The 19,278-nt window shown below is 38.5% G+C and carries 15 protein-coding genes; 8 read left to right on the forward strand and 7 right to left on the reverse strand.

The window, feature by feature from the left end:
- Window positions 1-19 precede the first annotated feature (19 nt).
- Complete coding sequence (locus AC1M86_RS06210) at window positions 20-532, reverse strand: YqiA/YcfP family alpha/beta fold hydrolase (protein WP_035266673.1); 513 nt, start codon at window positions 530-532, stop codon at window positions 20-22.
- A 247-nt stretch (window positions 533-779) separates the two neighbouring features.
- Here AC1M86_RS06210 and lysS point away from each other — a divergent pair, with 247 nt between their 5' ends.
- Both lysS and AC1M86_RS06220 read left to right on the forward strand, forming a co-directional pair.
- Window positions 780-2,309 (forward strand): lysine--tRNA ligase, encoded by a 1,530-nt coding sequence (gene lysS, locus AC1M86_RS06215; protein WP_092766879.1) that lies wholly within the window; start codon window positions 780-782, stop codon window positions 2,307-2,309.
- A gap of 301 nt (window positions 2,310-2,610) precedes the next feature.
- Window positions 2,611-4,074, forward strand: coding sequence for a capsule assembly Wzi family protein (locus AC1M86_RS06220; RefSeq protein ID WP_481607544.1), 1,464 nt, complete (start codon window positions 2,611-2,613; stop codon window positions 4,072-4,074).
- Between the two features lie 48 nt (window positions 4,075-4,122).
- Here AC1M86_RS06220 and AC1M86_RS06225 read toward each other — a convergent pair whose 3' ends face one another.
- Window positions 4,123-4,650, reverse strand: a complete 528-nt coding sequence (locus tag AC1M86_RS06225) for a hypothetical protein (RefSeq protein WP_481607545.1) — start codon at window positions 4,648-4,650, stop codon at window positions 4,123-4,125.
- Between the two features lie 15 nt (window positions 4,651-4,665).
- On the reverse strand, window positions 4,666-5,109 hold the full coding sequence (locus AC1M86_RS06230) for a GNAT family N-acetyltransferase (protein WP_481607546.1): 444 nt from the start codon (window positions 5,107-5,109) through the stop codon (window positions 4,666-4,668).
- Between the two features lie 141 nt (window positions 5,110-5,250).
- On the opposite strand from AC1M86_RS06230, the gene cysD reads away from it, so the two are divergent.
- From cysD to AC1M86_RS06250, 4 genes are all read left to right on the forward strand, one after another.
- Window positions 5,251-6,165, forward strand: coding sequence for a sulfate adenylyltransferase subunit CysD (gene cysD, locus AC1M86_RS06235; protein WP_481607547.1), 915 nt, complete (start codon window positions 5,251-5,253; stop codon window positions 6,163-6,165).
- Between the two features lie 125 nt (window positions 6,166-6,290).
- Window positions 6,291-7,907, forward strand: coding sequence for a sulfate adenylyltransferase subunit CysN (cysN, locus tag AC1M86_RS06240; protein ID WP_481607548.1), 1,617 nt, complete (start codon window positions 6,291-6,293; stop codon window positions 7,905-7,907).
- A 589-nt stretch (window positions 7,908-8,496) separates the two neighbouring features.
- A complete protein-coding gene (locus AC1M86_RS06245; protein ID WP_481607549.1) occupies window positions 8,497-8,745 on the forward strand; it encodes a DUF2798 domain-containing protein in 249 nt (82 codons plus the stop codon).
- Window positions 8,746-8,866: 121 nt separating this feature from the next.
- The gene (locus tag AC1M86_RS06250; RefSeq protein WP_481607550.1) at window positions 8,867-9,742 is read left to right on the forward strand and encodes an SDR family oxidoreductase; all 876 of its coding nucleotides are present in this window, start codon (window positions 8,867-8,869) and stop codon (window positions 9,740-9,742) included.
- Between the two features lie 56 nt (window positions 9,743-9,798).
- On the opposite strand, the gene AC1M86_RS06255 is transcribed toward AC1M86_RS06250, so the two are convergent.
- The 3 genes from AC1M86_RS06255 to AC1M86_RS06265 form a co-directional block, all read right to left on the reverse strand.
- The gene (locus AC1M86_RS06255) at window positions 9,799-12,219 is read right to left on the reverse strand and encodes a glycerophosphodiester phosphodiesterase family protein (RefSeq protein WP_481607551.1); all 2,421 of its coding nucleotides are present in this window, start codon (window positions 12,217-12,219) and stop codon (window positions 9,799-9,801) included.
- Window positions 12,220-12,483: 264 nt separating this feature from the next.
- Window positions 12,484-14,943 (reverse strand): glycerophosphodiester phosphodiesterase family protein, encoded by a 2,460-nt coding sequence (locus tag AC1M86_RS06260; protein ID WP_481607552.1) that lies wholly within the window; start codon window positions 14,941-14,943, stop codon window positions 12,484-12,486.
- Between the two features lie 138 nt (window positions 14,944-15,081).
- Window positions 15,082-15,372: a hypothetical protein gene (locus AC1M86_RS06265; protein WP_155756968.1), complete on the reverse strand. Its 291-nt coding sequence runs from the start codon at window positions 15,370-15,372 to the stop codon at window positions 15,082-15,084.
- 131 nt (window positions 15,373-15,503) lie between these two features.
- Between AC1M86_RS06265 and AC1M86_RS06270 the strand changes: the two genes are divergently transcribed.
- Window positions 15,504-16,496: an NAD(P)H-quinone oxidoreductase gene (locus AC1M86_RS06270; protein ID WP_481593898.1), complete on the forward strand. Its 993-nt coding sequence runs from the start codon at window positions 15,504-15,506 to the stop codon at window positions 16,494-16,496.
- Window positions 16,497-16,578: 82 nt separating this feature from the next.
- On the opposite strand, the gene AC1M86_RS06275 is transcribed toward AC1M86_RS06270, so the two are convergent.
- The gene (locus AC1M86_RS06275; protein ID WP_481607553.1) at window positions 16,579-17,256 is read right to left on the reverse strand and encodes a YetF domain-containing protein; all 678 of its coding nucleotides are present in this window, start codon (window positions 17,254-17,256) and stop codon (window positions 16,579-16,581) included.
- 309 nt (window positions 17,257-17,565) lie between these two features.
- Here AC1M86_RS06275 and AC1M86_RS06280 point away from each other — a divergent pair, with 309 nt between their 5' ends.
- Entirely contained in the window at window positions 17,566-19,227 is a 1,662-nt protein-coding gene (locus tag AC1M86_RS06280; protein WP_481607554.1) for a sensor domain-containing diguanylate cyclase, read from the forward strand.
- Window positions 19,228-19,278 lie beyond the last annotated feature (51 nt).

Raw genomic sequence — 19,278 nt, forward strand, 5'->3', positions numbered from 1 at the left:
TGTGATTCACAAGGCTTTTTTAATGTGATTGATGATTTGAGTGGCTGACTAATCCGATCAGGTAATTCAGACGATCAGGGTTTTCCAGTTGATGACGGCCACCAATAATACTTTCAACGTACATGTATGGCTCTAATAAGTCAGAGGTACTATGCATATCAATCAGTTCATCACCAAGTTCGATATAAGCGATTTGAGATGAGGTTTTGGATTGAAGCTCCTCAATTGTAATCGCTGGATAATCAGGATCAAAAGATGGCATTAAGCTCGGATTTGCAATCACAGCAGGAAGTTGAAATCGATTTGACATCTTTAATGCCCAGTAACCACCTAGACTATGTCCTACTAAAATGTCTGGTTTAATTTTCTCGATCATATCGATATAAAAACGTTCAACAGCAGCGTATTTTAAATTTCGATAATCAACATTAATGCAATATTTATTTTTAGAAAGAATTGCCTGAAACTTGGTAGATTCTCTTGAAGAATCTAATCCATGCATAAACAATACTTTAGGGTCTTGAGTGTTCATAAGTCATCATTAAATCCATTCTATTTTTTATGATTGTTGAAAGTATACTTTTCCACAATTTATAGGATGATTGTAGAGTGCTGTATTCAAAGTACAACTTAGCTTTTGGTCTAAGAAATGTTCAGACCTAGACTTTAGTGGATGAAATTAAGCGTTTTTCAAATGGCTGATTATTTTCTAATGCTCAAGTACTTTGAATTCTGCTATGCTATGCAACTTCTTTTTTAAATAAAATTACGAGGCAGAGATGACGCAACAAAACGCTCAATCGACTTCTGAACAAGCCATTTCCGAAAACGATTTAATCGCACAGCGTCATGCCAAGTTAAAACAGATTCAAGATAAGGCTCAAGAGCAGGGTACGAGCCCTTGGCCAAACACGTTTAAGCGTGAACATTATGCACAAGACCTTCAGGATCAGTTTGCTGATAAATCAAAAGAAGAAATTGAAGGCAGTGAAAAAGTTTATGTCAAAGTTGCGGGTCGGGTGATGTTGAACCGCGGTTCGTTCATGGTGATCCAAGACATGACTGGCCGTATTCAGCTTTATGTTGCACGTAAAGAATTATCTGCAGAGACTTTAGACACCATTAAAGGTCTTGATCTAGGTGATATTATTGCCGTTGAAGGTTACATTGGACGTTCAGGCAAAGGTGATCTTTATGTGCATATTGAACATTTTGAACTCCTCACTAAATCACTCCGTCCTCTTCCAGATAAGTTCCACGGTCTAACAGATACAGAAGTAAAATACCGTAAACGTTATCTTGATCTGATCGTGAACGAAGAAACGCGTAAGACTTTTGAAATTCGAGCAAAAGTAGTTGCTGGTATTCGTAACTTCTTGACTGAAAAACGTTATATGGAAGTTGAAACGCCAATGATGCATGTGATTCCAGGTGGTGCTTCTGCGCGTCCATTTGAAACGCATCACAATGCCTTAGACATGCCATTATTCTTACGTATTGCACCAGAACTTTACTTAAAGCGTTTGGTTGTAGGTGGTTTTGAACGTGTGTTTGAGATTAACCGTAACTTCCGTAATGAAGGTGTGTCTACACGTCACAACCCAGAATTCACCATGATCGAATTCTACCAAGCTTATGCAGACTACAAAGACTTGATGGAACTGACAGAGCAAATGCTAGAAAAACTAGCAATTGATATCTTAGGTTCGACAGATGTACCTTATGGCGAAGAAGTATATAGCTTCAAAGGTCCATTCAAGAAAATCTCAATGTTTGATGCAATTCTTGAACATAACCCACAATTTACACCTGAAAATGTAAATGATCGCGAGTTCTTAGCTGAGTTTGTTAAGAATGAACTTAAAGAGCAAGTGAAGCCAGGTTTTGGTCTAGGTAAGCTTCAAACGATTGTATTTGAAGAAACTGTTGAAACGAAACTTCGTCAACCGACCTTCATTACTGAATATCCTGCGGAAACCTCTCCATTGGCACGTCGTAACGATGACAACCCGCACATTACTGACCGTTTTGAATTCTTTATTGGTGGTCGTGAGCTTGCAAATGGCTTCTCAGAGTTAAATGACCCAATTGACCAGGCTGAGCGTTTCCAAGCACAGGTAGCTGAAAAAGATGCGGGTGATGATGAAGCAATGCACTATGATGCCGACTTCGTTGAGGCGCTTGAATATGGTTTACCTCCTACAGCAGGTGAAGGGATTGGTATTGATCGTCTGGTAATGCTATTTGCCAATGCGCCAAGTATTCGCGATGTGATCTTATTCCCACATATGCGTCACAAAAATGCGTAATAGTGAAATTAAAAAAGCCCTTCTTTGAAGGGCTTTTTTAATTTTTCTTAACATAAAATTAAATTTAAATGTTTTTTAGTGTGAGTGTATTTTGAGGTTTTAATCACAAAATATTTAATTAAGGTGATAAAAAATATAGAAAATTATCATTAAAGCTAATCTGTTTAACCAGCTGTATGTTTATCCAAATATTTATACAATGTTATTAAATGTATCTAATTAAATACTTAATGTAAAGTTAATGGATTTATAAATTAAAAATTCAAATAATCAATAAGATATAATCCTAAATTGATTTGTGATGAACCCGAATAGACTTATAAAAATCCTTTCATCGAGCTTACTATTTTCTAGTCCATGGGTCTTTGCCAATGGTATTCTCCTCAACGATGAAAACCTGAGAGATGATTTAAATTGGCTGAATCAACAAGGTGTGATTCAAATAAGCACCTCAACATGGCCGCTAAGTGGTAATGAAGTCCAGCGTGCCCTCACCAATGCTAAAATAAACTCCATCGAACAACAAAAGGTTATTCAGGAAGTCGAAAGAGCGATTAAGCAGCAAAATGAAACATTAAAAGTTGATGCTTTCGCGGAGAGTGATCAAAAGAAAATCCCACAATCTTTTGCCGATCATCAAAAAGCACAATATGCGCTTGGTGCAGAGTTAAATCTTGGGGGGCAAAATTGGGATGCGAAGCTCAAAGTTAGAGGTGAAAAAAATCCTCAGATAGACAATGGGCAAGACGTTAATCTAGAAGGCTCATATCTTGCGGGTAAACTTTGGAATCAATGGCTCATTGCTGGTCAGATTCCAACCTACTGGGGGCCTGCACACGATGGTAGTTTGATACGTGGAGATGCAAGTCGACCAGTATATGGTTTCACTCTACAGCGTGCTGAACAGTCTGCTTTTGATCATAAATGGCTATCATGGATCGGGCCTTGGCAATACCAAGCTTTTGGCGGCCAGTTAGATGATTATAAAGCTGTGTCAGGTACCCAGTTAATTGGCTTACGTTTTACAGCTCAGCCTTTACCTTATCTAGAATTGGGATTATCACGAATTTTTCAAATTGCTGGTAAAGGTCAACCAAATTCTGTTAAATCTTATTGGAACGCTTTCATTGGAAAAGATAATGAGTGTGAAAATAATAATTGTAGTGGTGAGGGTAATGCATCAAATCAAATTGCTGGACTCGATGCACGATTGAATCTAAGCTATTTATCGAACCAACCAATAGGCCTTTATGCTCAATACGTGGGTGAAGATGAAGCTGGTGGTTTACCTGCTAAGAAAATGTATCAAGCCGGCGTGGATTATTCTTCATCTTTAAAAAAAATGCCTTATCAGATTTATGCAGAGTGGGTAGACACCACTACAAATGGTAAGGCTCGAGGGATATCTTATAATCATCATATTTACACAGATGGATATTATCAACATGGCTATCCTCTTGCACATGCGATTGGGGGAGATGGTGAGATGATTTCTTTGGGTGGAAATATTCGTTTTGATGCCATGAACAGACTTTCAGGTCGCGTATTATTTTCAAAAGTAAATCAATCAAATCGAGATACCAATGTTGCATTTTCCGAAGAAGATGATATCCAAGCATTAGATTTAACTTGGACGCATTTTGTGAAGCCGAATTTGCCATTAAAGATTAATGGTTGGATTGCAGATTCAGATCGTCATGGTAATGATGCAGGTGCTTCTGTTGGTATTGAAATACCTTTAGATGTCAAAAAACTGGGACGTTAATATTCTTAGATTAGCAATTGAAAAAGCCACCTGAAAAGGTGGCTTTTTTTACATGAGACTTGTTTGTATCCGAACTTTCATTTCTAAGCTAAGTTGCGCGATATAATCCTTCATCCATGGGTAATTCTGTCCCATTGGATTTACTTTAGTGGCTGTGTCTAAAAAACTAAGCTCAGGTTGACTGAATAATTGCTTTTCTAAGCAGTCTTTAAATTGCTCAGCGTTCGCATATAAATCTGTTTCAACTACAAAAAAGTGTTTTGTGTAATTGTAAAAGGCGTAGCACAAATTAAAAGCTTTTTGATTGCCTTTTAAATGACCAATACTAATTTCACTTCTATGATCTTGATTGCTATGTGTAACGCCAATCAAGAACTTTAGTTTTTGATCAGTATGTTCAACAGCAAACTGTAAGCCAATTTGATCAGCAGTTAACTCGTGCTGAACAAAAATATTTAAAGCAGAACCATTTTCAGTAAACGGTTCTTGTAACACTAGAATTTGATGATGCTGATAAATATGACCAGCAATTTGAGCTCGCTCTAAATGTTGTTTAAGAGATTCAAGGCTAAGCATGGGAGATAAAAATAACTAATTTAGAGATTTTTTATATTGAATGAATCCCGTTTCGGTTGCAACACGATTATACAAAAGTCTAGCATTATCATTGTTTTTATGGGTTAACCAATACACTCTATCATAATTATTTTTACATTCGTCATAGCTAAATTCTATTAATTTCCTGGCTAAGCCCTGATTTCTATAATTTGCATCAATAAACAAATCTTGGAGATAACAATAAGGGAGTTTAGTCCAAGTGCTTGCGTGAGAAATGAGATGTACAATTCCGACGACGTTTTGATTTTTTATAATGGCATAGCCAAACATATCGGTTTGCGACGCATCAGATAATCGTTTGAAAGTCAGAGCCGCTTGTTGAGGATTCAATTCGGTCTTGTAGAATTCAAGGTAAGCTGACCAAAGGGCTAACCATTCTTGGTATTTTATATTTGAAAGGCCTGTAATTATTATCATAATTAGATTGTATCTTTGCTTATATTCTATTTGAGTATATCAATATAAAAAAACGAGATAAAGCTCCGTTGTCTAAATCACTATAATGAATATAAATTTTCAAAAGTGTCATAAGTACACATATTCTAGCTGGTGTTGTCCATGTCATTAAATGAGGAAAGACTTACTCATCTTAAACAGCTTGAAGCTGAGAGTATTCATATCATTCGCGAAGTTGCTGCAGAATTCGAAAATCCAGTCATGCTTTATTCGATTGGTAAGGACTCGGCAGTTATGCTGCATTTAGCGCTTAAAGCATTCTATCCTGCAAAACTCCCTTTTCCACTGTTACATGTAGATACAGGTTGGAAATTTAAGGACATGATTGCTTTCCGCGACAATATGGCTAAGCAACACGGTTTCGATCTTATCGTCCACCAAAATAAAGAAGGTAAGGATGCTGGGATTAACCCATTTGATCATGGTAGTTCGAAATATACTGATATCATGAAAACTCAGGGTTTAAAACAGGCATTAGATAAATACAGGTTCGATGCTGCATTTGGTGGTGCTCGCCGTGATGAAGAAAAATCACGTGCCAAAGAACGTGTGTATTCATTCCGTGATGATAAACATCGTTGGGATCCTAAAAACCAACGTCCAGAACTTTGGAATCTTTACAATGGTAAAGTGAACAAAGGCGAAAGTATCCGTGTGTTCCCATTGTCGAACTGGACTGAGCTTGATATTTGGCAATATATTTACTTAGAAAGTATTCCACTTGTTCCATTGTACTTGGCGGCAGAACGACCTGTTGTTGAGCGTAGTGGTACATTAATTATGGTGGATGATGAGCGTATGCCTTTAAAAGAAGGTGAAGTTCCACAAATGAAATCGGTTCGTTTCCGTACTTTGGGGTGTTACCCATTGACAGGTGCGGTGGAGTCGACTGCTAACACCTTGCCAGAAATTATCCAAGAAATGTTGCTTGCAACCAGTTCTGAGCGCCAAGGTCGAATGATTGACCATGATGAAGCGGGCTCGATGGAAAAGAAAAAGCAAGAAGGTTACTTCTAGAATCTCTCTTGCGCAGCAGCGTTGCTCCTCTCTTTGTAAAAGAGAGGAGTCATCCTCCTTTTTCAAAGGGGGAACGAGGGGGATTCAAATACACCGATTTCAACATATTTGTGGAGCTATGAGCCATGTCTCATCAATCAGATTTGATTAGCCAAGATATCTTGGGTTATTTAAAACAACACGAAAATAAAGACTTATTACGCTTTTTGACTTGCGGTAACGTAGATGATGGTAAATCAACTTTAATTGGTCGTTTACTTTACGATTCAAAATTGATTTATGAAGATCAATTGCAAGCCGTTACACGTGACTCTAAAAAAGTCGGTACAACAGGGGATGCACCTGACTTAGCGCTACTTGTAGATGGTTTACAAGCAGAGCGTGAGCAAGGTATTACGATTGATGTAGCTTACCGTTATTTCTCTACAGAAAAACGTAAGTTTATTATTGCCGACACTCCGGGGCATGAACAATACACACGTAACATGGCTACAGGTGCGTCTACGTGTGATCTTGCGATCATTTTAATTGATGCGCGTTACGGTGTTCAGACGCAAACACGTCGTCATACGTATATTGCAAGCTTACTTGGTATTAAGAACATTATTGTTGCGATCAACAAAATGGACTTGGTTGAATTCTCTGAAACTCGTTTCAATGAAATTCAAACAGAATACGCAGGCTTTGTTGCACAACTTGGCGATCGTAAACCATCTAACATCATCTTTACGCCGATTTCTGCGTTAAATGGTGATAACGTTGTAAACAAATCACCAAATACACCTTGGTACACAGGCGAAACTTTGATGGGTACGCTTGAATCTGTAGAGATTAATCGTACTTCAGCTAAAGCTGACTTCCGCTTCCCTGTACAGTATGTGAACCGTCCTAACCTCGATTTCCGTGGTTTCTGCGGTACGATCGCCCTAGGTGATATCAACGTTGGAGATACGATTACTGCGTTGCCATCAGGTAAATCATCTACAGTTAAAGAAATCGTTACTTTTGATGGTAACTTAGAACGTGCAGTTGCCGGTCAAGCAGTGACATTAACGTTAAACGACGAGATTGATATTTCTCGTGGTAACGTACTTGTACGTGCAGACCAAGAAGTACCGGCAATTTCTCGTTCTGTTCAAGCGACTGTTGTATGGATGGCTGACCAACCGCTTGCGATTGGTAAGTTATATAACGTGAAGATTGGTACGCAAACTGTTCCTGCTAAGGTAACAGCAATTAACTTCCGTACAAACGTAAATACGCTTGAAAAAGTTCAAGTTGAAAACTTAGAGCTGAATGCGATTGCGAATGTAACGATTGAATTTGATGCACCAGTCGTATTTGACCGTTATCAAGATAGCCGTTACACAGGTTCATTTATCTTTATTGACCGCTTAAGCAACGTTACAGTTGGTGCAGGTATGGTTGAAGAGGCAGTTGAGTGGACTGCACATAATGAGCCTGTAACATCAGAAGCACGTGCGGCGCGTTTGGGTCAAAAACCTGCTGCGGTAACTGTATCAAATGCTGCAATTGTGAATGCACAAGTATTAGAAAGCTTATTGATCCAACAAGGTGTTGTCGCGATAGCTAAAGCTGGTTTAACTGCTGAACACGTTGCATTATTACGTGAAACTGGAGTGGTGGTCATTACTGATACTGCAACAGGTACGGATGCAAGTTTTGAAGTAGAAGCTGCTGAAGAATTGGCTGAGAAGATTGTGGAATTGGTTCGTCTTTAAGATTGACTGATTTAAAAAACCCGCCTGATGGCGGGTTTTTTTATTTAAAATTTAATAACGACCACACTAGCCCTAATGAGCTAAGATAGAATGAACATTAACGATAAATTCGAGATATGATGAAAATAGTAGCGTATTTGCTTTTGATGCTCTTAACGGCATGTGTTAATGCTCCGATACAACAAAAACACCCTAGTAAAGCTTGTTTAGAATACCAACAAATGATGACAGCGCCTATGCCTAGAGAAGCTATGCAAAAACTGAAAAAAAAATGCTTCGAATCTAAAGAATAGAGATTAACGGTAAAATTGAACTAAAAACTTAAAACATTTTCGTAGAGTAGAAAAGCTAAAAAATAAAATCATCGTTTAAAGTCAAATATTTTTTTATTGCTCATGAGTCTTGATTAAGAAGGAAACTAATCCATTCTATTTAATATTCATTTACTAAGAAAAATTATTAAACCATGCCTTAAGGTTCAAAATTTTAACGATATTGGATTAGTTTTGTGTGCTTGAAACTTGAAAAATATAGGAATCATGATTGCATCGGTGCTAAATTAAATGAGATGAAATGATTAGGCGCTACAATGAATAATGCACTCCCAAAATTTCACCCCAAACATCTCAATTGGCTGATGCCGTTAATTTTGTCATGTTTGATGAGTGGTTCAATTTCTTTAATTAATATTGTAATGAATCGTGGATTTTTTGATGGGATCTGGGTGGTCTGGATAAAGACGTGGGCAATGTCTTGGTTAATCGCATTTCCATTGATCTTAATATTTTTACCTGTGGTAAGAAAAATCTTAATGCGTTTTGTAAAAACGATGCCATAGCCCTTGAATGAAAGGTTTGATTAGCATTTAAAACAACAATTATAAAATTCTATGATCTTGCAACTGTTAAAAAATCGGGATAATTTTGCAAGTCGATAAAAATTACAACCTAAGGATTGGCATGACATATAACTCAGTATTCAAGGAAAACTTATTTCAGAATCAGGTCATCATTGTGACAGGAGGTGGTTCTGGTATTGGACGTTGTACAGCTCATGAGCTTGCATCATTGGATGCACAAGTGATTATTACAGGGCGTACCCAAGAAAAACTCGATAAAGTTGTTGCTGAAATCATGCAAGATGGTGGCAGAGCCTATGGCATCGCTTGTGATAATCGTGATGAGGCACAAGTGAAAGCCATGATCAGCGAAGTAATTGAAAAATTCGGACGAATTGATGGCTTGGTGAATAATGCAGGCGGACAATTTCCAGCGCATTTAGAAAAAATCTCACCCAATGGATTTGATGCTGTCATTCGAAACAATCTACACGCTACATTCTATCTTATGCGCGAAGCTTACAATCAGTGGATGAATAAGCATGGTGGAAGTATTGTCAACATGACTGCTGATATGTGGGGAGGTATGCCGAATATGGGACATTCAGGCGCAGCCCGTGCAGGGGTTGATAATCTGACCAAGACAGCTGCTGTCGAATGGGGCAAATCTGGAGTTCGTGTGAATGCCGTAGCACCTGGATGGATTTTGTCATCAGGTATGGATACATATACTGGTGAAATGGCTGAAAAAGTGATTCCAAGTATGGCGGAGAAAGTTCCTTTGCAACGCATGGGAACAGAAGCTGAGGTGTCATCAGCGATCGTCTATTTATTGTCTGAAGCGTCTAAATTTATATCGGGTGTCACGATACGGATTGATGGCGCAGCTTCTCAAGGCACACGTATATTTCCATTAAGTCCAGCTGAGAATAATCAAGCCTATGATGGATTTCACCGTTCTTTTTTACCCGAAGTGATTCAAAATTTAAAAAAATAAGAAATGCCCAATTGAAGCTTCAAACTTAACAATTGGGCATGTAAATTTAAAGTTTCTTACTGAATCGTGACTGTCACGGGTTTACCGTACAAAGTGTAGCTATAATTCGGAGCAATCGTGTATTGATAGCTCGGCATGACATAGGCTTTGCCTTTTTCACTAAATGTAATCGACTGACCATTTTTACTATATTTGGCAGAACCAGGCAGAACAATCATTGAATTAAAGTTTTGTGCTGAAGCCTTACCTATTTGAGTAACTTTTTCTCCACTAAAAACAACAGGCTGTCCCACTTTCGCAGTAATTTGACCTGGAGTATTGATCTTGACGACTAAATCAGAAGATTCATGAGCATAATCGGTGGTTAAGCCATGTGTTCCTTGTACATACATACGATTAAAATCATCTTTATTGGTACGGAATGTCCAAGGCCAGAAAGTTACGCCACGTAAGCTCGCCATTGACATTAACTCTTTGCTTAATCCTGCAAAAGACGGGTTAAATGTAGAAGAATATTTTTGAGTCGCGTCTAATATTCGACGTGTGTTTACAATATTGCTTTGTGCGTTCGGCGTACTCGTTAAAAAGCCTGTAGAAACACCCGGTAAGGTATTTTTCATCTGTAAGATTTGATCACCATTAAAACTAATAACAATCGATTGATCATAGGCATTATGCTTATCTAAAAGCTCTTTAATCTTCGCTACAATTTCAGGCTTAGCACTTTTAATTTCGATGAAATTGGTCACATGGGGGTATTTTTTGACTGCAGCCAAAACCTCATCCATGGTTGGAACTGGGCGACCATTGGGAATCGTACGTAACTGACGAATTTCAGCTAAGGTAAGATCTTCAGTATTTCTATTATCACCTGTGGTACGAGTTAATGTTCCATCATGCATCAGGAAAACATGACCATCTTTCGATAGATAAACATCATATTCAACTGCGTCAGCACCCACCTCAATAGCTTTAATTGTTCCTTCTAAAGTATTTTCATCCTCTAAAGCTGGAATGCCACGATGGCCTGTGATGAGGGGTTTTCTTAACAGGGTATTCGGTGCCATCTGCTTCATAATGTTTTGGAAAACATCTGGCTGTTGTGTATAGATCCCATTAATACCAGTGCTTAAAATATCAGCTGCTTTGAATGCATCAATGCCATCTTTTTGATCTGGATGAAGTGTGCTTGCCCAAGGTGTAATTAATAAGCGTTGTAGATGAGATACGACTTCTGATTGCACTAAGTGCGGCGGTAAAATGACAATTTTTGATAAAGAAGAATTGGTATTATGAGCAATTTTTACAATATCTGATTTACTATTGGTTAAACCAGATTGTTTTGAATAGTCGAGTGCTGTACGCAATACAGGGATTTCAACACGAGCTTTACGTAAGAGTTCAGGCTGATCCGACACCAAGGTGATATCAGCGAGATCATAGTTTTCTGTCAACGTTTTCAGATTACGAATTGTTTTTTCTGAATTGATCGTTAATAGCGGAATATGACGTCGTGTTGAATCATTTAAATAATCTTTTAAATGAGTAATTTTCTTTTGATCTTGGTTAAGAAGATTGAGTTGCTCATCCAGTTGGTAGGCAACATGAGTTGCTAATGGAGCTGAGTTCAGTGTAGTTGCGCCAGCAGGCTGAGCGAGTGCTGGTGCCATAGAGACTGGCAATTGCTGATCGATTAGATCTGTAACTCGATTAGACTCTGGTAGGGCTTCAAGTTGCTCAGTCACTTTAATTGAATCTACACGCATCAAAGCGCCAGCTGTAGAAATGCCAATGCCACCCTGATTTAAATTGTAAGGTAGCGTGCTATCGAGTACGAGTTCATCATTAATATAATGGCGTACGCGTTGGCCATGTACGATGACTGTTGCTTTGTAGGTTTTATTTAACTCAAAATTCTCTTTATATGCAGATTTCTGTAAAACATTCCATGTGTTGTTAGGTTGACGCATAGAAAGTTCAAGACCACTTGCAGCGGTTGCATCAACACGAAATGCGAATTGATAGTATGGAGTAAAAGCTGGATCAGCATATTGATCAGCGGCACGATAGATGATGCTACCCCAACGCCCGCCATTGTTATTTTCTAAGAAAGCAAAATCCATATCGATACGATAATTACGATGTTGCTGTAGTTCGGTTGGCAACATGATGGTCGTCATTTGTGTATCGTGCGCCGTACCATTGATGAGTAGTGCTCCATCTTTAACTTCAATATTACCTGGATTGCTACGAAGTTGAGTCCAATTGTTTGGAATAGTAGTTAAAGCATTGAAATTTTCTTCAAAAAGTATTTCGGGTACAGGTACTTCAATGTCTGGTGTTTCTGGTTCAGGAGATGGATTAGGATTTTCCGTTTGATCTGGATTTGATACAGCATTTTTTTGATCATCATCGGAGCAAGCCGTTAAGCTTAATGTTAATAATATTGCTGACGTCAGTGTTGTAAATTTCATCATTAAAAAGTACTCGAAAAGTATGTCCCTAAGCGAGACACAATCTAAGTACATAAAATGACAATTCTATGGATTTGTCATAAAGTAAAAAAAATATTACATATTAAATATTTATGAAATTCATCAGTTTTAAATACTGTCGTGTTTAAGCGGTGAACATCATTAAAAGTCCAGTTGAAATCTTATGAAAAGATAAGGGAAAATGCGATTTTCGAAAAAAACCAACTCAGCGAACTGAATTGGTCTTCGAATATCAATGAGATTTGCTTATTGAATGGTCACAGTCACGGGTTTTGCATAGATCATATAGGTGAAATTGGGTGCTATGGTGTATTGGTAGCTTGGCATGACATAGGCAGTACCACGTTCACTGAAACTCACAGATTGACCATTTAGACTATATTTTGCAGAGCCTGGTAGTACGAGCATCGTATTGAAGCTTTGGTAACTAGATTGACCCAGTTGCGTTAATTTTTGCCCAGCGATTTGTAAAGGTTGACCAACAGTTGCTGTTATTTGTCGTGGAGTTTCAATTTTGACCACAAAATTTGATGCATCTTGTGCATAATCCGTGGTCAACCCATGTGTACCTTGAATGTACATACGATAGAAATCATTTTTTATTAAACGGAACGTCCAAGGCCAGAAGGTTACACCACGTAAACTTGCCAGATACATGACGTCCTGATTCAAACCACTATAATTCGGATTAAATGTTGAAGAAAATTGTCGTGTTGTTTCCAAAATTCTTCGAACGTTTAGAAAAGTAGTTTGTTCCTTTGGTGGATATACCAATAAACCCGTTGATACACCTTTTAGAGTGTTCTTCATTTGAAGAATTTGTTGCCCATCAAAACTTATGACAATCACTTGACCATATGCATCATGTTTATCAAGTAAATCTTTAATTTTTGAAATTATTTCGGGTTTTGCACTCTTAATCTCGATAAAATTGGTGACATGTGGGTATTTTTCAACTACTGCAGCCAATACTTCATCCATCGTCGGTACGGCAAGTCGCTGCCCGGTCGTTTTTAGTTTACGAACCTCTTCGAGCGTCATGTTCTCAATATTTTTTGCGATACCCGTTGTGCGCAAAACCGATTTATCATGCATTAAAACGACATGGTCATCTTTTGTCAGATATACATCATATTCCACGGCATCAGCGCCAACTTCTATCGCTTTAAGAATACCTTCAAGGGTATTTTCATCAACTTGAGATGGAATTCCACGATGACCTGTAATGAGCGGTTTACGAAGTAGGGTGTTGGGCGCCATTGAGCGCATGATGGAATGAAATAATTCAGGCTGAAGCGTATAAATGCCATTCACTCCTGTCGTTAATATTTCAGCAGCTTGATAGGCATCAAGTTTAGGACTGGTCTGTCCAGAAGTATTGTGGGTAAAACCTGCCCAAGGTGTGATCAATAAACGTTGCAAGTGTGCAACCAGATGAGATTGAACCAAATGGGCTGGTAAAATCACAATTTTAGCAAGTGATGTATTGGTTGCCTGTGCAATTTTCACAACACTATTTTGATCTGAAATCAAATTGCCCTTTTCAGACCAATCCAATGCTGTACGGATTTCTGGAATCTCCACACGCGCTTTTCTTAATAGATATGGATCATCAGAGACTAGCGTGACATCACTAAAATCATAATCTGAAGACAAAGATCTTAATTCAGCCAGTGTGTTTTCAGAGTCGATATGCAGAAGAGGAAGTGTTCTTTTGGTTTGATCAGAAAGAAGACTTCTAAGGTGCATCGAGGTCTTATTGTCGAAATCTTTTAAAAATAATTGTTCATCAAGTTGGTACGCAATATAAGTGGCGGTATGAGCGTTATCATTTGTTAATGAGTCGGCTGGTTGTGCTAAAGCAGGCGCCATTGCAACTGGATATTTGTGATCAATGACATCTGTGATCCGATCTTGAGTAGGGAGAGCATCAAGTTGTTCAATCACCCGTATTGTGTTGACCTTCATCAGCAATCCTGCTGCTGAAAGTCCAATGGCACCTTGGTTTAGGTTGATGGGTAATTCACCATCAAAAACCAATTGATCATTCAAGTAATGACGAACACGTTGATCATGAACAACAACTGTAGCCTTATAAGGTGTATTTAAAGCGATGTTTGATTCGAATTTGGATGTATTGATGACATTCCATGTGTTATTTGAGCGTCTAAGTGCGAGTTCTAGACCATTATAAGCAGATGCATCTGCACGAATAGCAAATTGGTAATATGGTGTATATTCAGGTTGAGCAAACACTTCTGAGGCTCTATAAATAATACTTCCCCAACGAGTACCGTTATTACGCTCAAGGTATTCGAATTCTAACTCAATTTTATAATTGCGAAGCTTTTGAAAATACGAACTTAACATGATCGTGGTGGGTTTGATTAAATCTTTGCGACCATCAATCAGTAAGGCGCCTTCTTTAAATTGAATGCTACCTGGATTTAAAGGCAGAATATTCCAATCAGAAGGTATTGAATAAAGTTCAGTAAAATCCAGATTTAAATAAGTGTTTGGTTGTGGAACATTGATCGGTGTTTCAGGTTCGAGATCCGGTGGTAGAGATTGTTCTGGATCTTCAGGCTGAATTGGTATGGTTGGCTCAGGAGTATTTGGTAAGGTTGATTTAGCTTGATCTTCCCCAGAGCATCCTGCTAAACCGAGCATGAGCGATAGTGTGACAACTAGAGTCTGCTTTTTCATTTTAAAATTCTCGAGTGTACGATCCATGACGACCTTAAAATCTATGAAATTAAGGTTACAATTCCTTTGTAAATCAGAAAAATACGAAACTTTGTTTATATTATTGAGTTATTTTAATATTCGTGTCTGAGGCAAGGTTCAAAATAAAAGATTTAAAACTTGCCATCCACCAATAATGACACGAATGATCCCCAAAGCGACGAACAATATCATTTCAAAAAAACAGAAAACTAAAAAAGTCCAACCTGCTGCACCATCCACTTTACTCGCATCGTATTCAATGTATAGCAATAACAACACCAGCCCAATTTGGAAGTAGATCATCGCAATTACTGCTGAATCCCATGGAAAACTTAACAAAAAAGTCCAACAGATGATGACCAAGGCAGCAAAACTGCATGGCAAAATAAATTGCAGCAAGTAACGCATATTATTTTCCCCAAATAATAATGATTCGTTTTCATCCTTATACATAAGTAATACAGGACTTTATCAATGCGATCAACTATGATGAAATTGATTGAAATGAATGAAAAGTATTGTAAATAAAGGATTTGATTATGGCACAAAGCATGCAACATGTGATCATTACTGAACCAGGCGGCGTTGAGAAGTTGGCTTATGAAACGGTTGATATTCCGCAACCTAAAGACAATGAAGTCTTGGTGAAAGTACATGCTTTCGGCATTAACCGTCCTGATATTTTACAGCGCCAAGGTTTATATCCAATGCCTAAAGGGGTCACACCTGTACCTGGGTTAGAGGTATCAGGGGAAGTCGTTGCAGTAGGGGCTGAGGTAAACGCCTATCAGGTGGGGGATCAAGTGTGTGGACTCACCAATGGTGGTGGTTATGCGGAATACTGTGTGGTGCCTGAATCTCAGCTGATTAATATTCCTGCAGGGGTGAGTCATATTCAAGCTGCTGCAATTCCAGAAACATTTTTTACCGTTTGGGCGAATATTTTTCAAATGGGCAAAGCTAAAGCGGGGGAAACGGCTTTAATCCATGGCGGAACCAGTGGGATTGGAACAACAGCATTAATGTTGTGTAAAGCATTTGGCTTAAAAACTTTTGCGACTGTTGGCTCAGATGAGAAAGTAAAAGCAATTCAAGATTTGACGCATGCAATTAATTATAAAACGGAAGACTTTGAACAGGTCATTCAGCAAGCGACGGAAGAAAATGGCGTAGATATTGTCTTAGATATGGTTGGAGCGCCTTATTTAGCCCAAAACTTGAATGTATTACGTCGTGATGGGCGTTTGGTTTATATCGCATTTCTTGGAGGAGCTAAAGCTGACGGCGTAAAATTAGGTCAAATCATGATGAAGCGTTTAACCATTACTGGCTCAACCATGCGTGCACGTACCACAGCAGAAAAAGCCAAAATCGCTCAAGATTTAAAGACACATGTTGCGCCGTTATGGGCAAAAGGTGAATGTCTACCGATGATTTATAAAACTTTTAATTTTGATGAGATTCAAGCGGCTCATTTGGCAATGGATGCAGGTGATCACATTGGTAAAATTGTGGTGAAAGTCTTGGATTAATCTCAACCACCTATGTTCGATTGAGTCAGCGCTGAGGATGAATAATCTGCTTCGTCCCAACAGACTTTAGATTATTCATCTGCTAACCAATTCTTAGACTGTTCATTGCTTGCGTCCAATCTTGGCAAGAACAGCGCGGACAATCTTGAAGTGGTTGTTGAAGTTCAGTACAGAATCCACAATGTGTACACGCATATATTACGCTAGGTTTTACCTTGTATATTGATTGAGCTTGATCTGGAAAAATTGGTAAGCCATATTTAACTTGCTCATCGGGATAAAACAAAATACTGAAATTCCCATCGGACTCTAATAGACCGACTCGAATTTGACCTAAATGCTCAACGGATTGACGACGCATTTCCGAAAAGAACTCATCATGCGACATATTACCTCGCTTGAATGCTTCAAGGACGAGCATGCCATCTTTTACGATGTAACAGGATTTACCTTCGACTAAGTCTTCGAAAGGCTGATATTTCATCATTAACCACGTTGTGGTGCGGTAAAGCAAGATGATCACACTCATGACGACTACGGCTTGAATTAAGGGTAAATCCTCCGTAAACATTGGATCTCCAGCAATTGATCCAAGACAAAGAATAATGGCAACTTCAAAGATGGAGAGTTGTCTAACCCCTCGCTTGCCAGTCAAACGAAGAAAAAGAATGATCAGTAAATACATCACCACGCATCGGACTAAAATCTCGAAAACAAATGCCCATGTGGTGTCGTAAAAAAAGATAGAAGCAAAATCCATTTGTTCCTCAATTTTCTAGGTGATTCTACTTAAGCTATCAAGCGCCAAAAAAAAGAAATACAGAATTATTGTCGAATTATTATGACTTTATGTAGATGTGGTGCGTGACTTGAATATTAAATCATGTTGTTTAAAAGATAGGGAGTGGAATTACAGTTGTTAATGTTAATCAGGATTTTGAATATATGAGATAAGGTTGGCATTTTTTATTCATTACAATGATCCGAAATGTTTGTTATGTATTTGTAATATTCTGTTATATTCTTATGGTTGCATGTTTCGGTGTTTAACCAAGAGTTAAGGTGTATTTTGGATTCATTCCGTAATCGCGTTCTGTTCATATTTGCTGGATTAACCATTATCCTTGGGATATGCGTATCGCTGTATATTGGAAATATCGCATCTCAGCACTTGGCTAAAGCCAGTGGACAGACCCTACATGTCGCAGCAAAAAATATCAGTAATGCCTTGGCAGTTTCTCTTGCCGAACGCGAGCGCGAAATGGTGCTGCTCAGCCAATCTCCATTCTTTTCAGAAGCAAGTCTAGATGATCCACGTGTTCGTACACGCTTGGAACAAGTCAAAAATGCGTATGTCTATTATGCTTGGATGGGGGTAACAGATTTAAACGGTGATGTTCAAATTGCTGCGGATGGTATTCTTGAAGGTGAAAACGTTTCTTCACGGCCATGGTTTAAGGCAGGTTTACAGGGTACATACTTAGGTGATGTGCATGAAGCTGTGTTATTGGCAAAAAAAATTCAAGCTTTAAATCCTCATGAGCCGATGCGTTTTATTGATTTCGCAACACCAATCTATGATCCAAATACTCAAAAATTAAAAGGAGTGTTAGCTGCACATGCAGATTGGGAGTGGGCACGTCATATTCTCAATAAAGCATTATCTCAAACAGCATCTCAGCGTGGCATAGAAGTCTTTATCTTAAACAAACAGGGTGAACTGCTGTATCCATTTAAAAGTATTGGACGAGTCAAGCCACCTCAACTTAAAGTCAACGATGCACTTTATTATATTGATGATTGGAATGAAGGGCAGGATTTCTTAACCGCAAATATTGCGGTGGAGTCCGAGACTAAAAGTGATATTGGTTGGCATGTGGTAATTCGTCAACCTTTGGCGATTGCTTTGGCAGATATGCGTGATTTGCAGTTCAAAATCTTCCTGATTGGTTTATTCGTCTCGCTGTTTATCTTTTATGTGATTTATCAACTTGCCAATAAATTGAGCAGACCCATTGAGGCTTTAGCTAAATCGGCTTATGCGGTCGAACAGGGAGACGTGCATACGGCATTTCATAGTCAAAGCAGCATCCGTGAAATCCAAGGATTATCACATTCTCTACAAAGCATGACGCAAACCTTATTGGAACAGAAACAACAATTGCTTGAGGCAAACCAATCTCTAGAGCGTAAGGTTCAAGAGCGCACTCGAGCACTTGAATTGGCTAATCTTGAGTTGATTCGATTGTCACGACATGACGCATTAACAGGTTTACACAATCGCCGTGCTTTAAACGAACAACTTGAATACTTGTTTGGTCAACATAAAAGAAATCAAATTGGCTATGCAGCACTTATATTGGATGTCGATTATTTTAAGCAAGTCAACGATCAATATGGTCATGATCAAGGGGATCAAGTGTTACAACAAGTAGCAAAAATCCTTGATCAAGCAACGCGTGAAACCGATTTTGTGGCACGTTATGGTGGTGAAGAATTTGTAATTTTATTGACTGCAACACATCTGATGGGTGCGCAAGTTTTGGCAGAGAAAATTCGTACATTGGTGGAACAAGCTGTTATTTTGGCAGAGAAAACTTTGACCGTCAGTATTGGTGTCAGTGTGACTGATCTCAACGATGCTGATGCTTATGCCATTCTTAAACGAGCAGATCGACATCTTTATCAAGCAAAAGCGAATGGTCGAAATCAAACTGTGATCGATGCTTAAAATAAAGCATCCACAGTTAGTTAAACTCAGTATTCTCTCATTGGACTAAAC

It is taken from the genome of Acinetobacter sp. ANC_7654 (assembly GCF_056779855.1).

Bases quoted from the DNA above. Each gene is read 5' to 3' on its own strand.
- AC1M86_RS06270 (WP_481593898.1), top strand. From the start codon at position 15,504: ATGGCACAAAGCATGCAACATGTGATCATTACTGAACCAGGCGGCGTT.
- AC1M86_RS06220 (WP_481607544.1), top strand. From the start codon at position 2,611: ATGAACCCGAATAGACTTATAAAAATCCTTTCATCGAGCTTACTATTT.
- AC1M86_RS06210 (WP_035266673.1), bottom strand. From the start codon at position 532: ATGAACACTCAAGACCCTAAAGTATTGTTTATGCATGGATTAGATTCT.
- AC1M86_RS06265 (WP_155756968.1), bottom strand. From the start codon at position 15,372: ATGCGTTACTTGCTGCAATTTATTTTGCCATGCAGTTTTGCTGCCTTG.
- AC1M86_RS06225 (WP_481607545.1), bottom strand. From the start codon at position 4,650: ATGCTTAGCCTTGAATCTCTTAAACAACATTTAGAGCGAGCTCAAATT.
- AC1M86_RS06250 (WP_481607550.1), top strand. From the start codon at position 8,867: ATGACATATAACTCAGTATTCAAGGAAAACTTATTTCAGAATCAGGTC.
- AC1M86_RS06230 (WP_481607546.1), bottom strand. From the start codon at position 5,109: ATGATAATAATTACAGGCCTTTCAAATATAAAATACCAAGAATGGTTA.
- AC1M86_RS06260 (WP_481607552.1), bottom strand. From the start codon at position 14,943: ATGAAAAAGCAGACTCTAGTTGTCACACTATCGCTCATGCTCGGTTTA.
- cysN (WP_481607548.1), top strand. From the start codon at position 6,291: ATGTCTCATCAATCAGATTTGATTAGCCAAGATATCTTGGGTTATTTA.
- AC1M86_RS06255 (WP_481607551.1), bottom strand. From the start codon at position 12,219: ATGATGAAATTTACAACACTGACGTCAGCAATATTATTAACATTAAGC.
- AC1M86_RS06245 (WP_481607549.1), top strand. From the start codon at position 8,497: ATGAATAATGCACTCCCAAAATTTCACCCCAAACATCTCAATTGGCTG.
- lysS (WP_092766879.1), top strand. From the start codon at position 780: ATGACGCAACAAAACGCTCAATCGACTTCTGAACAAGCCATTTCCGAA.
- cysD (WP_481607547.1), top strand. From the start codon at position 5,251: ATGTCATTAAATGAGGAAAGACTTACTCATCTTAAACAGCTTGAAGCT.
- AC1M86_RS06275 (WP_481607553.1), bottom strand. From the start codon at position 17,256: ATGGATTTTGCTTCTATCTTTTTTTACGACACCACATGGGCATTTGTT.